Annotated in this window: 13 protein-coding genes; 4 read left to right on the plus strand and 9 right to left on the minus strand. The window is 36.3% G+C overall.

Annotation, left to right across the window (positions count from 1 at the left end; genetic code table 11):
* Positions 1-14 precede the first annotated feature (14 nt).
* The 5 genes from J1905_RS14990 to J1905_RS15010 form a co-directional block, all read right to left on the minus strand.
* Positions 15-809 (minus strand): inositol monophosphatase family protein, encoded by a 795-nt coding sequence (locus tag J1905_RS14990; protein ID WP_214228116.1) that lies wholly within the window; start codon positions 807-809, stop codon positions 15-17.
* A gap of 14 nt (positions 810-823) precedes the next feature.
* Positions 824-1978, minus strand: a complete 1155-nt coding sequence (locus J1905_RS14995) for a prolipoprotein diacylglyceryl transferase (RefSeq protein WP_214228118.1) — start codon at positions 1976-1978, stop codon at positions 824-826.
* Between the two features lie 31 nt (positions 1979-2009).
* Complete coding sequence (gene mtaB, locus J1905_RS15000; RefSeq protein WP_214228120.1) at positions 2010-3329, minus strand: tRNA (N(6)-L-threonylcarbamoyladenosine(37)-C(2))-methylthiotransferase MtaB; 1320 nt, start codon at positions 3327-3329, stop codon at positions 2010-2012.
* 50 nt (positions 3330-3379) lie between these two features.
* Positions 3380-3946, minus strand: a complete 567-nt coding sequence (locus tag J1905_RS15005; RefSeq protein ID WP_214228121.1) for a UbiX family flavin prenyltransferase — start codon at positions 3944-3946, stop codon at positions 3380-3382.
* Positions 3947-4608: 662 nt separating this feature from the next.
* The gene (locus tag J1905_RS15010) at positions 4609-6708 is read right to left on the minus strand and encodes a sulfatase-like hydrolase/transferase (RefSeq protein ID WP_214228122.1); all 2100 of its coding nucleotides are present in this window, start codon (positions 6706-6708) and stop codon (positions 4609-4611) included.
* Between the two features lie 132 nt (positions 6709-6840).
* Here J1905_RS15010 and J1905_RS15015 point away from each other — a divergent pair, with 132 nt between their 5' ends.
* Positions 6841-7083 carry a hypothetical protein gene (locus J1905_RS15015; RefSeq protein WP_214228123.1) on the plus strand — a complete coding sequence of 81 codons (243 nt, stop codon included), beginning with the start codon at positions 6841-6843 and terminating at the stop codon, positions 7081-7083.
* Here J1905_RS15015 and J1905_RS15020 read toward each other — a convergent pair.
* Both J1905_RS15020 and J1905_RS15025 read right to left on the minus strand, forming a co-directional pair.
* Positions 7078-7392 (minus strand): recombinase family protein, encoded by a 315-nt coding sequence (locus tag J1905_RS15020; protein WP_214228125.1) that lies wholly within the window; start codon positions 7390-7392, stop codon positions 7078-7080. The two genes, J1905_RS15015 and J1905_RS15020, sit on opposite strands and share 6 nt — an antisense overlap.
* A 37-nt stretch (positions 7393-7429) precedes the next feature.
* Complete coding sequence (locus J1905_RS15025) at positions 7430-7888, minus strand: response regulator (protein ID WP_214228126.1); 459 nt, start codon at positions 7886-7888, stop codon at positions 7430-7432.
* A 348-nt stretch (positions 7889-8236) separates the two neighbouring features.
* Between J1905_RS15025 and J1905_RS15030 the strand changes: the two genes are divergently transcribed.
* On the plus strand, positions 8237-9103 hold the full coding sequence (locus tag J1905_RS15030; RefSeq protein ID WP_173090558.1) for an AraC family transcriptional regulator: 867 nt from the start codon (positions 8237-8239) through the stop codon (positions 9101-9103).
* 20 nt (positions 9104-9123) lie between these two features.
* On the plus strand, positions 9124-10974 hold the full coding sequence (locus J1905_RS15035) for an alpha-L-fucosidase (RefSeq protein WP_214228127.1): 1851 nt from the start codon (positions 9124-9126) through the stop codon (positions 10972-10974).
* Positions 10975-11040: 66 nt separating this feature from the next.
* On the opposite strand, the gene J1905_RS15040 is transcribed toward J1905_RS15035, so the two are convergent.
* Both J1905_RS15040 and J1905_RS15045 read right to left on the minus strand, forming a co-directional pair.
* Complete coding sequence (locus J1905_RS15040; RefSeq protein ID WP_214228129.1) at positions 11041-12465, minus strand: Gfo/Idh/MocA family protein; 1425 nt, start codon at positions 12463-12465, stop codon at positions 11041-11043.
* 151 nt (positions 12466-12616) lie between these two features.
* Positions 12617-14377 carry an SGNH/GDSL hydrolase family protein gene (locus J1905_RS15045; protein ID WP_214228130.1) on the minus strand — a complete coding sequence of 587 codons (1761 nt, stop codon included), beginning with the start codon at positions 14375-14377 and terminating at the stop codon, positions 12617-12619.
* 106 nt (positions 14378-14483) lie between these two features.
* Between J1905_RS15045 and J1905_RS15050 the strand changes: the two genes are divergently transcribed.
* A complete protein-coding gene (locus J1905_RS15050; RefSeq protein WP_214228131.1) occupies positions 14484-16487 on the plus strand; it encodes a DUF3857 domain-containing protein in 2004 nt (667 codons plus the stop codon).
* Position 16488: the final 1 nt, after the last annotated feature.

Here is a 16488-nt window from a genome sequence, read left to right on the forward strand (position 1 = left end):
TGTATATAACTGATTTAACTATTAAAAGTTCGTTTAATAGCCTCTAGTATTTCTCCGTCAATCAATGCATTTGTAGCCAGTATTTCTCTGGTTTCAAGGAACTCATCACCTCCTGTGAAGTTCATTACATTTCCCCCGGCCTGCTGCACCAGGTAAGCTCCGGCTGCAACATCCCATGCATTTAGATTATACTCAAAGAAAGCATCAAATCTACCACAAGCCACATAAGCTAAATCAACCGCAGCTGAACCTATACGTCTCAAGCCATGACTTTTCTGCATCATTTCTGAAAGTAATTTCATGTATTGCGCTTGTTTTTCAAATTGATAATATGGGAAACCAGTAGCAAGTAAGCTATCTGATAAAGTAGGTCTGGAAGAAACCCTAATCTCTTTGTTATTTAAGAAAGCTTCGCCTCCTTTGTAAGAATAAAACATCTCACCTCGGTTTATCTCATAAACTACACCAACAACAGGCTTATCCTCTTCGTACAATGCAATACTTATAGAATAGGTAGGTACACCATGAATAAAGTTAGTAGTGCCATCTAATGGATCTATAATCCAATTGTACACAGGCCCTTTAGTATTTATCGTTTCTTCTTCTGTAGTGAAACCTGCTTCCGGAATCAGTTTGGCTAAATTTCTAACCAACAACTTCTCGGCGCTCTTATCAACATAAGAAACCATATCGTTTAAGCCTTTAAATTCGACAGCTGCCGCATCGAAATTCATTGACTCTTTTCGTATAAAATTGCCTGTTAAACGAGTAACAGCAATTACTTTAGAACATATTAATTCGTAATTCAATTCAGAAACAGATTTTAATAATTAGACAGCTTCTCTTTGTTTTTCAAAGAATAGGAAACCAGAGCTAGACCCGACAAAAACAGGATACTTGAAATTAATTCAGCCTGCGTAAATTGTATACCGGCAACATTATATTTAGTATTTACCCTGATCAACTCAACAAAGAAGCGTTCCAAACCGTTTAACATTAAATATACACCAAACATCGTTCCCGGAGATTTAATGTGGTCACGAAGCTTCCATAAGATTAGGAACAGTATAAAACATACTATTACCTCGTATATTGGTGTTGGATATACCGGCTGAGGCAATTCATTACAGAACCTACCCACACAACCCGCAATAGGATTTCCCTCGTTAGCAACGTTATTTGGATAAGTATAAGCCCATAACCAATCTGGGAGCCATGAAAGCGGCTTAGGGTTTAAATTAGGAATACCCCAATCTCCATCTCCCGACATATGACAACCAATTCTGCCTACACTATATGCAAGCATCATACCTGGTCCACCAATATCAAGCATATGTAATACCTTAATGTTGTTTTTCCTTGCTATATATAAAACCGCAGCACCACCGCAAATCAGTCCACCATAAAATGTTAAACCGCTAAACGACAATAAACTGCCAATAGGATCTTTTACAAAAGTATCCCAATGCTCTAGGTTGTCAAATATCTTTGCGCCAAGGAATCCCCATACAGCAGCCCAAACTATCAATGACCCCATTAATTCATAGGGGTGTTGTACTACTTCAACAGTTTTTGGTTTTGGTAATTTATGAGCATTTTTCTCTTTATAATCCCAATACGCAAATAGGCCGGCAAAAAACAAACCTCCAAGTATATTACCTTTTAATGAAAGCAGTACCGTTTGAGCATCGCTAACAAAAAGTTGATAATTTAAAAGCGCATAAACTAATTTATAGCCTATCAGGAAACCAAATATTCCATTATAAACCAGTTCAATTGTAGTAGCAGGTTTACCAACAGTTATTGTTTTTTTTATCGGATGAAGAATACCTAGTGCTTCTTTACGCTTAAATTCCTGAGTAAAAGCCCAGTAACCTGCAATAAAAGCCAGTGCGACAAAAACACCAAATGTATTAAATGGTAAAGGGACTTGTATACCGAAAAGATATTCTAAAAAATGAGATACAGTAGGAAACATACGTATAAAAAAGTTTTATGCGAATATAGGATTAATGCGCTAAAACTTCTTGTGTTTCCGCAACTTCTACCTCACCATCAGCTGTAAGCTCAACAAGTTTAACGGTTTTGATTTCATTTACCATTACAGGATCGTATTTAGCTTTAACTTTTACATAGTTTTTGGTAAAACCATGCATAAAACCATTCTTCTGATCGTCCTCAAAAAGTACTTCACCTACAGTTCCAATCTGCGATTGGTAAAAGGCTCTTCTTTTTTTATCCGACAAAATGTGTAGCATTTTACTTCTATTAGCACGGGCACTTCCGGCAACAACACCTTTCATTTCGGCTGCAGCTGTTTGCTCACGTTCAGAATAAGTAAATACGTGTAAATACGATATATCAAGTTCATTTAAGAACTGGTAAGTATCTAAAAAGTCTTCATGTGTTTCACCAGGGAATCCGACAATCACATCAACTCCGATACAGCAATTAGGTATTAATGCTTTAATTGTAGCAACACGTTCAGTGTACAATTCTCTTTGGTAACGCCTGCGCATTAAGCCTAATATTTTATTTGACCCCGATTGTAGTGGAATATGAAAATGAGGTACAAATCTTTTTGAAGTAGCTACAAATTCGATGATTTCGTTGCTCAATAAGTTTGGTTCTATTGATGAAATTCTTATCCTCTCTATCCCTTCAACCTCATCAAGTGCTTTTACCAGGTCGAAGAATTTATCTTCCCGCTCTCCATTTCTTATACCAAAATCACCAAGATTTACACCAGTTAGCACAATTTCTTTAACACCGCTTTCAGCTATCTGCTTAGCCCGGTTTACCACGTTTTCAATGGTATCGCTTCTGCTGCCACCGCGTGCTAAAGGTATAGTGCAATAAGTACATGGATAATCGCAGCCATCCTGTACTTTTAAGAAAGTACGCGTTCTATCGCCAATAGAATAAGCCGCAATAAAATTATGATTTACTTTTTCAATATTTTGCTGATGAATAACGGCTTTAGGTTGTTTGGTAAGGTCAGAGATATACTCTACTATACGAAACTTCTCGGCAGCACCAAGTACCATATCAACACCTTCAATTTCGGCAATTTCAACAGGCTTTAATTGAGCATAGCATCCAACTATGGTTACGTATGCATTTGGAGAATATTTTAATGCTTCTTTAACTACCTTACGACATTTTTTATCTGCGTGTTCAGTAACGGAACAGGTATTAATTACATACACATCTGCCCCATCTGTAAATTCTACCACAGCATATCCCGCGTCGGTGAACAACCTCCCAATTGTTGAAGTTTCAGAGAAATTCAACTTACAACCTAGTGTATAAAATGCTACCTTCTTCATTCAGTATTCGATATCCCAATAAGCCCGCAAAGATAAGGTTTTATATGAAATTATGACTCATTCCATCGATAACTATCTTGCTCTAACCCTGCAAGATCAATTACACGACTAACAACTGTCTGCGCAACCTCTTCAATAGTTTTTGGTAGTGAATAAAAAGAAGGACTGGCAGGGCAAATAATTCCTCCCGCCTCAGTTACCGTTTTCATGTTATTGATATGGATAAGGCTAAAAGGCGTATCTCTAACCACGGCTATTAATTTTCTGCGTTCTTTTAGCACCACATCCGCAGCTCTTGAAATCAAATCATTAGAAATCCCATGTGCAATCCTGCCCAATGTACCCATTGAACACGGAATGATAATCATGGTATCAAATTTAGCTGAGCCAGATGCAAACGGAGCATTAAAATCCATTTTAGGATAAAAAGTAAAGGGATAATTGTCGTAATCCTGGTTTTGAAGTTCAAAGCGCCATACCTCCTTGGCATTATCAGACATCACCACTCCTACTTTCTCAATTTGATCAGATAACCTCAACAAACTATCTAACAACAACTTAGCATAAATAGATCCGCTGGCCCCAGTAATTGCGACAATAATTTTCTTCTTCCTCATAGCTCGGATAAAGATACGGAACCTTAGATAACAAAAAAGGGCCGAAAAATTAATTTTCGACCCTACATCTACCTATGAAAAACATACCCCCGAAAGGGTAAGCTCAAATGTAATTATCTTTTTGAATAAATGAAAGTTTAAACATATTAATTTTGAAATATATTTAATTAGCACAAAAAACAGTTCTTTATTTAAATCGTTTTAGAGCTGTTTCTCGGTAATTCCACAACCCAAAAAACTACCATTAACAACTGTATTACAGACCCTTGTAAAGAAAAATTACACAACAAAAACTAATGCAAATTTATTTCTCCAATCCTTTCTTTTACAGAAAAACCGACCTGCATTTTCTACATTTGGCTGCAACTTCATCTCAGTTCCCCTGACAAATTACAAAGGTAGCGAGGAGGACAAAGGCAGGGACTAATCAGGTGTTTTATGCCTAACTTAGGCCTGAGGAATGCCTCAAAAATGCCTTGCCAATTACAACAAGGTGCCCGCCAGGCACCGGGGTGGTACAAGAGAAATGAATCTAATTTTAAAGGGTCTAGAATTTTGGAGATAAAAAAAGAAGGGAATAAACCTTTCGGCCTACTCCCTAAAATTAACGCTCTCACGATAAAAGTAATTATTTTTAATGAATACTACAAATTTAGTAGTATTTATTTAGTGTGATAAAAATCTGTGGATTTTAAAGGTTTCCAATCAGTCCCCCCATACCTCATCTTCAATGAAAGTATTGGCTGTTTACCAGCTTCTCTCAGATAATAAATTTTTACAGGATGATACCCCGCTTTAAGATAAACACGTTGAGTTTCCTGACTAACGGACTGATAACCAAAATCGGCATCAATCAATTCAGCTTCATGGATTCGCATATATGCTTTCCCACTTGCCTGCAAAGAAAAACTATACTCCCCATCAGTAGCTACTTTTATAAAACCTTCGTATAAAGTCATACCAGGTCTTGATTTGGCCACTTCTTCGCCAAGATGTTTGCTAACCCCACCTGAACTTTCAATTAGACCAGTTTCTGAAACGACATAAGGGAAATCGCCTTTAAAAAATTTCCATGAAAGACCTGGAATTGTCTTATCCAAAAGCTCAACGGAAGGGATTTGTGCTTTATCATAGGGCCTTGGAGCTTCCAGATCTGCTTTTCTAACCTGTAGTGATTTCGCTTTCATTTGAGCCTGTAGACCTTCGCACGAAGGCACTCCTGCAAGATTGGTAGTTTGCTTTGGATCGCTAACAATATCATAAATTTCGAAATCATCATCTGCCGATTTAATATCATAACGTACTCCAACAAAATCACCAAGACGAATCATTTGCATCTGTCCTCTTTTTCTACCTCGCCTGCTGGCTTCAAATTCTTTAAAATCAGGAGTCTTACCACCTTCAGAATACTCAGAATAAATTAAACTTTCGGCCTGGGTACCCTTACCTGTTAAAGATGGAACCAAAGAAACCCCATCTGTTCTTGCAGGTGCACTTACCCCGGCAACATCAGCAAAAGTAGGTAGCCAATCTGACAACATACTTGGTGACACTACAACTTTTCCGGCAGGAATATGCTGAGCCCAGGTTACCAGAGTAGGCATTCTTAAGCCCCCCTCCCATACATCTCGTTTTATTCCATCGAATGGCCCGTAGCTTGCAAAAAACTCAGGAGTATTTGGCGCATATCCTGCAGGCAGATAAGCTTCAATCGAGGGCCCGTTATCAGAAGTAAACACAACTATAGTGTTTTCCGAAATTTTCAAATCTTCTAAAAGTTGTAAAATATCACCTACCGCATCATCTATTCTTCTGGTAGCTGTAGCATAGCGTTTAAAAGTATCCGGCCATGGAGCATTTTTCACTTTCCCATTATCGTAGGTTGCATTTTGGTAATCTGGATGAACAAAAGAATCTACCTTACCAGATGCAGTATTTATCATATTTCCGGGAGTGCCAAGCCATTGTACTCCGCCTTTTAGGCCTTTACCATCTGGATATGCTTGCGTTGGCAATTCCAAAACAGCATGGGGAGAATCATAAGCAAGAAACATAAAGAAAGGTTTATCTGCACCTTTTGAAATTTCATGATCAACTATCCATTTTTTAGCCCTGGCAGTCCACAAATCAGTAGTATAACATTTACTTAGGCTATCGGCTACATTTTTATAATTATCCCACACTTCTTTTTTACCTCTGTAAACTCCCTCATAAGGATAGTGTTCATGACCGTCGGCATGACGCATATAGCCATAGAAATCATCGAAACCTCTTTTCTGAGGATGGGCGGGCCAGTTGGGTTCATCTTTGGTTTCGCCTTGCAAACCCCATTTCCCAATAACAGAGGTAGCATAGCCAGCTGTTTTTAATACAGTAGCAATGGTATGATTATTTTCTATTTGCTTGTCGAATTGGTTGTCTCTTATTTTTGCATTTCCTTGATTAAGGCCAGTTAAAAGAGATGCTCTTGATGGTGCACATACAGGAGCATTACAGTACTGATTAGTTAACTGGGCTCCACTAGCGGCCATTTTATCCAGGTTTGGGGTAAATTGAAAAGGGAGTTTGGGATCTGCTTTTTCTCTTCGCTGATTCTGAAAAAATACACCTAGATCTCCATACCCAAGGTCGTCTGTTAAAATGAAGATGATATTAGGTTTGGAGGGAGTACTCTTCTTTGACTGAGCATTAACAATGGTTGGTGTTAAAACTATCCAAACCCAAATTCCTAATAAAGACAATTTCGCGAATCCTTTTATCATTTTCCAAAAATGAACATTTGTGTTCACTCAAATATAAGCATCTTAAAAATTTTGATTGTGTATCTTTTTTATTCACTAAACTTTAGCTCCTATCAGTTGTTATATAAAGCAACGAAACTAAATAACAGAATCATGGAAGCATCTGAAGACATTAAGTTCACTGTTATAGTTCATAACAACGAATCAAAAGAAACTGAAGTTGAAATTAGGCATGCCGAAACTACTGATGGCATACCTTACTATATATGCAAAGTAGAAGGCAAAGAAGCCCAGATTAGAAAGGACGAAAAATGGGAGCAAATATGGGGCTCATTAACCCATAAACAGGTTGATGAACTAGGTGCAGCAATCAGTAAACATCTGGACACTTTATAAAACCGCTAGCAACATTACACCATACTGCTGTTTAAAATGATCCTGAATATGATCTATCATTTTATTGAATCGGGTAATTTTGGCAGGCAATACGAATAATAAAAAATGAACACTTTCTGTATTGTATCTCACATATTCTTCTAAAGCTAGCCAGCTTTCGCGCTCCATATCTTCGTTATATTCTCCAGTATCTTTAAATACGATTAATAGATTTAGCCCTTTTTTATCGCAAAAATCCTTAATAGCAATTTCCTGTGCTACTACTGAATCTAAATATGGCGAAACCCTTATATAACCAATTGCATTCATATATGAAACCCTATTGGCACCTTAATTAAAAGGTTATTTATTCATTTACTTTCTCTGTCGCAGCGGCTCTCTTTTCAAAACCCTCTCCTGTAAACACTTTAAGTGGATTTTCTAAACATTTATTAATTTGATCTAACAACGAAGACAATTCGAAAGGTTTAGATATAAATGCATTGCAACCGTAACTACCTAATGACAGCAGGACTTGCGAATAAGCAGAAAATATAATTACCGGAATCTGTTTTGTTGACGGCTCTCGCTTTAACTGAGCACACAATTCGCCACCATTAATTCCAGGTAATAAATAATCTATCAACACAATGTCCGGCGTAAAATCTTCCATAAGGGAAGAAATATCATCGGCCTCTTTATAACAACGAACCTGGTAACCTTCGTAATTAAATAATTCTTCTAACAACTCTACTAATCCTTCATCGTTTTCAATAATTAGTATACTCTTTGATTTACGCTCTATAATTGGGGATACTTCTGTCATTTTATTTTTAATTACACGACTTAGTATAACAAACGAAAAATCATTCTGTTTTATTTTTCTAATTCAATCTTCAGCAGTTACAAATGTGATGAATTAAAAAATAATTAATGCGCTTTAAAGCCGTTATCAAACGTTTGCGTGATTTCTATTCCGGTAAAAAAACACCAAATATTAAGCGATTTTTACAAGATAAAAGCGTTTATTTAACATTATATGTAATTATAAAAGATTTTTATACTTTTATATATTGAAACCTAACCAAATCAAATGAACCGAATCTTGGCTTTGTTTTTTCGGAAAAAACAAAGTTAAGTGACCTACATCTGACAACTAAACCTAGACACGAAGATGAAACCTCAATTGCTTAAAGTAGCTAACAATCCAGTAAATTCATTTAGCGCGCGAAGAGACAATGTACCTTACATTAACAACCGCTGGCACTACCATGCTGAAGTTGAGCTGATTTATTTTAAAAAAGGCAACGGCACTCAGTTTATTGGCGATAGTATTAAACGATTTAGATCTGGCGACGTGGTACTTGTTGGTGCCCACTTGCCTCATTACTGGCGATTTGACGACAACTACTTTAATGACGAAAAAAGTAATGCTGATGTAGTTGTGGTACACTTTTGCGAGAACTTTTGGGGTAATTCGTTTTTAAATTTACCTGAAAATAAATCCATCAAACTATTATTAGAACGCGCTCAGAGAGGTGTTCAGGTTCAGGATAAAAGTAAAAAACTGATTGGTGAACTTATTGAATCTATACTCCTATCTGAAGGCCCAAAAAGAATTATTTTACTTGTAGAGGCATTATTGGCTATCGAAAACCACTCGCAGAGCAGCCTACTCTCTTCAATTGGGTTCCGTCATGATTTTGAGGAAACCGAAAACGACCGAATTAATGCAATTTACAACTACTCGCTGGCAAACTTTAAAAGAAAAATTCAAATGGAGGAAATGGCCGCAGTTGCCAACATCAGTCCTAATTCATTTTGCAGATACTTTAAATCGAGAACCCGTAAAACTTACACCCAATTTATAAGCGAAATAAGGGTTGGCCATGCTTGCAAACTATTAATTGAAGATAGCATGAACGTTAAACAGATTTGCTATGAAAGTGGCTTTCATAATTTTGCCAGTTTCCACAAACATTTCAAGATAATAACAGGAAAAAGCCCTCTTTCCTATCAAAAATCATACTTACAAAAATAACACAATTACTAATTCATAAAATGAAAAAAAGAATATCCCTTTTGCTGTTTATAGTGGCGCTATGTAGCAAAGTAAATGGTCAACAGTTAAGTATCAAGGAGACTGATGACAAAAAACAAAAGATGGAATGGTTTGCCAATGCAAAACTTGGAATATTTATACATTGGGGCATTTATTCGGTAAATGGCATTTCCGAATCATGGTCGTTTTTCAACAATTACATCAACCATGATAACTACATGAAACAATTGAATGGTTTCACAGCCGCTAATTATCATCCGGAGGAATGGGTTAAACTGATTAAAGAAAGTGGCGCCAAATATACCGTTATCACCACAAAACACCATGATGGTGTATCTCTTTGGGATACTAAGGCTATCGATGCGACTACTACACTAAAACAAAGTGCTGCAAAAAAAGATGTAATTACTCCTTTTGTAAAAGAAGTTAAAAAGGCTGGACTTAAAACCGGGATCTATTTTTCTTTACCAGACTGGAGTCATCCCGATTATGATGGTTTTACAAGGGACAGAAAAAAATATAAATTAAGCGAGGAACCTAAACGCTGGGATAAATTCCAGACGTATTTACATACGCAGATGAATGAGCTTTCCTTAAATTTTAAGCCAGACTTACTTTGGTTTGATGGCGATTGGGAACACTCTGCTGAGGAATGGCAAGCCGGAAAAATCTCTTCAGACCTTAAAAAATACAATCCAAACATCATTATTAATTCTCGTCTGAATCATCATGGCGATTATGAAACTCCTGAACAAGGAATTCCAGTTCTTAAACCAAATAGTGAGTATTGGGAACTATGCTATACCATGAATGATTCGTGGGGTTACCAACCTTATGATTTTAAGTATAAATCGCCAAACATGATTATCCGTACATTGGTTGACTGCATTAGCATGGGTGGTAATTTATTGCTTGATATTGGCCCCAAAGCTGATGGAACTATTGCTACAGAGCAAGTAAATATCCTTAAAGGCCTGGGCAGGTGGACTAAGAAACATGCTGAAGCTATCTATGGAACACATGAAGGCTTACCTGCAGGTCATTTTACTGGAAAGACTGCATTGTCTGCTGATAAAAAAACACTCTACTTATATGCTGACTGGACTCCAGACAATGCGGGTTTATTATTAACTGGCATCAAATCGCCAGTTAGCTCTGCTAAAATAGTAGGTTCAGCTTCGAAAGTTACAATTGAAAACAAAAGCGAAAACATTTCTATTAAAATCCCTGCTTCCGCAGCGGATCAGGATGTTACCGTAATTGCTTTAAAATTTGACAGCCCGGTTGAAGTAAGTAATAAACCTTCCGTTTCTTTAAGCTTTAGTGATCTTGCTGATAAAAAAGCTGATTATAAATCTCAAATTAACAATATTGCAACTTCGCTTCACAATGGAGTTAATCCATTTAATGAAACAGATTTAGCTGCAGATGGTTTGAACTTTGAAAGTGGTAAAAAAACACTTAAGCCAGAAGTATACAACTGGGTTACAAAAAATGCTGAATGCTTGTACAAAACAGGAAAAGGATTGCCTGATGGGCATTATCAAGGGCTAAGCGCATTATCGGCAGATAAACAAACTGTATATCTTTTTGTTGAAGGTAAACCAACTGGCCCTATTGCATTAAAAGGGATTAAAAACAAAATTAGTCGTATTAGAATTGTTGGTGAAGGCACGATGGTTGAACCTCAGATTTACAATAAACTGTATTGGAGTGCTGTACCGGGCATAGTTTATATCCCCCTTCCAACTGACAGGCTTGATAAAGACCTTACTGTAGTTGCTGTTTTACTTGATGGACCTCTTGATTTATACAGAGAAAAAGTAGGCGCTATTGAAAGTAATTTGTAGTATTTCTCCACAAAAAAAGGCCCTGTATCATATGATACAGGGCCTTTTTTTTTATTTTATTGGATATTATTTAACACTTCTTACAGTAGTATTACCACCACCATCAAGCGTTAAGTTTACAGGTGTATTTTTAGCCCACGCTCCTCTTGTAAAGTCGGGAATATCAATGCTATTAGATCTTTTAGATACTGACTTTTTACTTAACGGGATGATACAACTCCATGATGCAGCATCATAAACATCCTGATCCAATGGCAGTCCATTACGTAAACAGTCGATCAAACGCCAGTCCATGATAAAGTCCATACCACCATGGCCACCAATCTTTTTACCTATCTCGCCAACATGCTTAATAATTGCAGGACTGTGAGTTTCATATAATTTTTTCAATTCTGCGTCTTTCACCCACTCTTCTCCAATCGCAATATGTTCATCAGGATATTTACTAGCTGAAGCTTTTGTACCACTCAATACATGAAGTCTCGAATATGGTCTTGGCGTCGACACATCATGCTGTAGCATCATAGTTTTACCTTTAACCGTTCTAATGGTTGTCGTATTCATATTTCCACGGTAGTTTTTACCTACAAATTGCTTATAGAAATCATCTTTTTGCGCCAACCTTTCTGCTTCTGCTGCCATTAGGAAATCGTTGGTAGATACAGAAACCAGGTAATCCATCCTATCCCCTCTGTTGATGTTAAGACACTGAGCGATTGGCCCAAGTCCATGAGTAGGATATAAATTTCCATTGAAATTAATATTCTCCTTCAGTCTCCACATATCCTGATAACCTGTTTTACTAAAGTTCAAGCTTAGCAAATCATGATTATATGCACCTTCAGCATGGATTAGTTCGCCAAACATGCCATTACGTATCATATTTAAGGTTAGCATTTCAAAGAAATCGTAGCAACAGTTTTCAAGCATCATGCAATGCTTACGTGTTCTTTCCGATGTTTCCACAAGTTTCCAGCAATCCTCAAGAGTAAGGGCAGCAGGAACCTCTGTTGCAGCATGTTTACCATGCTCCATTGCATAAACAGCCATCGGAGTATGATAATGCCAAGGAGTACAGATGTAAACTAAATCAAGGTCCTCATTCTCAATCATTGCTTTCCAACCATCTTCGCCAGAATATTCCTTTGCTTTAGGTAAACCTTTTTCAGTAAGGTATTTCTGTGCAGCTGTTGCTCTTTCCGGTAATTTATCGCAAAGCGCTTTAATTTCTACACCTTCTATATGTGACAATCTTGAAACCGCACCAGGGCCTCTCATTCCGAGACCAATAATCCCTACTCTTACTTTATCAATTTTTGGAGCAGCATATCCACTCATATTGAATCGTTGGCTACTATTACCTTGATTTAATGCAGTTAAAAGTTCCTGATCACTAGGAGCATTTTCATTGGCAAATGTTGGAAGTCCGATAGCTACAGCTCCGGAACCTATTGCCAGTTGTTGTAAAAATTTTCTACGGTTTGGTTTCATATTGTGTTTAATAATGGTTAAGAATACGTTTTTGACCTTAAGTCTAAATGTTTAGCACCACCAATATACACAGGTTATATGCAGTCTTGAAAAGTTTTTTTCACACAAACGGTTGCGTAAATTTCATTTTACACCTTTAACACGATGAACCTTAGTTATTGGTAATCTGCTTATTAATGAAAGCTCCTAATTTTTCATAACCCTGAGCATTAGGATGTAATCCATCTGTAAATAGTATTTCATTTACCTTCTTTGTTTTATTCAAAAAAAGATTTCCGGCATCTGCGTATTTAACTTTTAAGCTCTGCGCTACTTTAGCATACAACAAGTTTAATTTAACTATACGCGGCTCCATTTCCTTACGGGGAAGTATACCAAGAACCAATATTTTTGCATCGGGTTGCCTTGTTTTTATTCCTTCAATCAAAACCTTTAAGCCATCAGCTATCTCCTCATCAGAATTTGATTGCAAATTGTTAGTACCAATCATCAATACGATTTGCTTTGCAGCAAACCCATCTAATTCTCCATGATAAACACGCCATAATACATTCTCTATCCTATCCCATCCAAACCCCATATTTATCGGGTTTTTATCCTTAAAGTATTTATCCCAGGATTCTGTACCTCTGGCAGCATGTGCCAATGGTTCGCCTGCCCAAAAATGAGTGATTGAATTACCCATAAAAACCAACTGGGGCGGATTGATTTTATTACGAATCAATACTTGATTATGTCTCTTTTCCCAATCATACCCCGGAAGCTCACGATACTGCGATATTGGTTTTGCTGTATTAACATTCCCTTCGGGCTGATTTAAGATCTTTTTAATGATCTTCTCATAGGCATTTGCATAGTTCATCATACCTATATCATTAGGATGCACACCATCAACCATACTCTCGATATCCTGGCCTATTTCTTTTTTAGAAAGCAGATATATATTTTTAACGCCTTTTTCCTGTAGTTTTTTAAACGTTTCATTTAAGGCTAGGTTTGGTTTTTCGTATTCAGTTTTCCTTTTAGGGCTTATTAGCTCATCTGTATAACCATCATGTTCTGTTAACAAGATCGGAACACCCGGTCTTTTGTTTTGCAATTCAAGTACAGAGGTTTCAATTCTGTTCATAAGATCCTCTTTAGATATTCCTGTAAGATTAGGCAGACAATCTAAAACGTATAATTTAGCATCAATTTCTGTCAACAAATTAATTAATTCCTTTTCCAATCTACCATTGCCCGAAAAACCAAGATTAATCAATGGCTGATCTAACTTTCGTTGCAAGATGGAAGTCCAGGCCAAACCAGGTCTGGTTGCACAGGCACCTTGTGCTATCGAGGTTCCATAAACAACTATTGGTTTTTCCTTATGTAAAGGCATTGGCGCAAATGATTTTTCATTGGGCACATAAATCTCTAACCATTTTAAAGAATTATATAAGGGTAAGTAAAGCGTATATTCTCGATCAGGATCATTGGCTTCAGCTAAATTATTAAAACGATAGGTAATAGTATCTCCAAAGGAAAAAGAACCACTACTCCAAAGCCACTTACCGTCTCTATCTTTAGCATATAAATCGACGCCACTTACTCCTGTTGCAGGCATGTGGGACATTTGCAGATTGCCTTTAACTGCATACTTTACAATAATTTGATTTGAATTGGTACGGAAGCGCAAATTAACACCTGCATTATTTTTTGATAAATTCCACACATCCGAACGCACCAAACCTTCAGCTTTTGCCGGTAACCGGTCATAATAATCTTTTACTTTTTTAGGCCAGCCTTGTCCCTCAAGAACAGTTAAAGTGTCGTTAGCGGGATTCCAAACTTTATATTTTGCTTTATCTTGAGCAAAACTTAACTGAGTGATTATTAGAAGAAGAGCTATGTAGGTTAGTTTGTGGTTCATGACGTAAATATATCTTACAAATGGTTAATTGTAAAAAAATAATATTCTATTTCTTCTCTTTTGTTTTCTGGATATATCTTATTATTGTTAAATAAATTTCGCTCATATGAATACGATAAAATCTATTCTATTTGGCCTACTTTTAGTAGCCACTCTATCTTCTTATGCACAACAAAAAGAAGTAAAACCAAGAACTTTTAAATACGGAAAAATTGAACTTAGTGAATTTGACACTAAAGTTAATGGTAGTGACTCCGCAGCTTCAGCTATAGCATTATTTGATGTTGGCAAAGGATGGTTTGAATTTAGTGCCAAAACTGGTGAATTTATCTATGTCTTCGAACGCCATATGAGATACAAAATCATCAACAAAACAGGTTATGATTATGCGAATCTTGAAATTCAGTTATATGAAAGCAATGGTAACAAAGAGAATTTAGAGTATATGGATGGTGCTACCTATAATTTGGAGGCTGGTAAAACTGTTATCAGTAAACTTAATAAAGAATCAAAGTTTTCCGAAAAACAGGACAAAAACTTTACACTAAAAAAGTTTGCTCTTCCAAATGTGAAGGAAGGGTCTATTGTTGAATTTAAGTACAAAATCAAATCGGACTTTATATTTACACTACGATCATGGTATTTTCAAAAAGAAATACCAGTGCTTTACTCCTCGTACGAAATAAGAATTCCTGAATATTATAAGTACAAAATCACCGCTGGAGGATACCTATTTATAAATCCTAAAGAGGAATTGATTAATGAGACTTTTATGTCGGGAACAAATACACTAAATGCTAAATCCTTAAAATTAAATTATCAGGTAGAGAATGTTCCTGGTTTAAAAACAGAAAACTTTATAACAACAATGAAGGATTATGTCAGCAGAGTTGGCTTTGAATTAAGTTCGATTACAGTGCCAGGTGCAGTTTATCGCGATGTCACTTCTACATGGCCCAAGATCGTAAAAAGATTAAAAGAAGATGAAAATTTTGGCTTGTTTGCAAATAGAAGAAGTTTTAGTAAAACGTTACTGAAAGAAATTATAAAAACAAACACAGATAAGGACACCGTTCTTTCACTGGTATTTAATTATGTAAAAAACAATATTAAATTCAACAATGAGGTTGAAAAATACACTTCAGAAACTAACCCTAAATCAATATTTGAGAAGAAAGCAGGTAATTCTGCCGATATAAATTTGTGTTTATTGACCTTGCTAACAGAAGCAAAGATTGATGCTTTTCCAGTTTTATTAAGCACAAGATCTCATGGTGCACATCCCGGTTTTCCAATGCTAACCGAATTTAATAACGTCATTATTGTTGCACAGATAGGTGAAAAATCTATACTGCTAGATGCAACCGACAAAAATCACACCCCGAATATGATAGGGTTTGACAACCTGTGTCATGAAGGATTAAAAGTTAATTTCGCCGATGAAACTGCTGATTGGATTTCAGTAGAGGATCCGACAATAAGTCGAAAAAGCGTTAATTATGTTTTAAATCTTGATACAGAAAATAAGATTACGGGTAAAATGTATTTGGCAAGCACTAATTATGAAGCCTTAGATCGTCGGGAAAGTTATTTGTCTGCAGCAAATGAAACTGACTTTCTGAAAAACTATAAAGATGGAAAACCTGGTTTCGGTATTAAAAATTACAAGATCGAAAACCTTACTAACATTAATGAATCTCTTGTTGAAACTATGGACATTAGTATTGATGACAATGTAGAAGAAGCAGGTAATTTAATTTATTTTACGCCCCTTTTCTATGAAAGAACTAAAGAGAATCCATTCAAATTAGAAGAAAGAAACTTTCCGGTTGACTTTGGGCATCCAACTGAAAAATCGATTAGGATTACTTTAGACTACCCTAAAGAATACCAGATAGACAAAGTTCCTAAAAATGAAAAAATCATTTTACCAGAAGAATCTGCAGCATTTACCTTCATGTTTGCTAATGAACCTGGAAAACTAGTGATCAGTAGTAAGATATCATTTAAGAAATCTTTGTATACTCCTGAGGAATACCATCACCTTAAGGAGTTGTTTAAAAATATTGTAAGAAAGCAGTCTGAACAAATTGTACTTAAAAAGAGCTAGT

Source organism: Pedobacter sp. B4-66 (genome assembly GCF_018492665.1).
Lineage (GTDB): Bacteria > Bacteroidota > Bacteroidia > Sphingobacteriales > Sphingobacteriaceae > Pedobacter.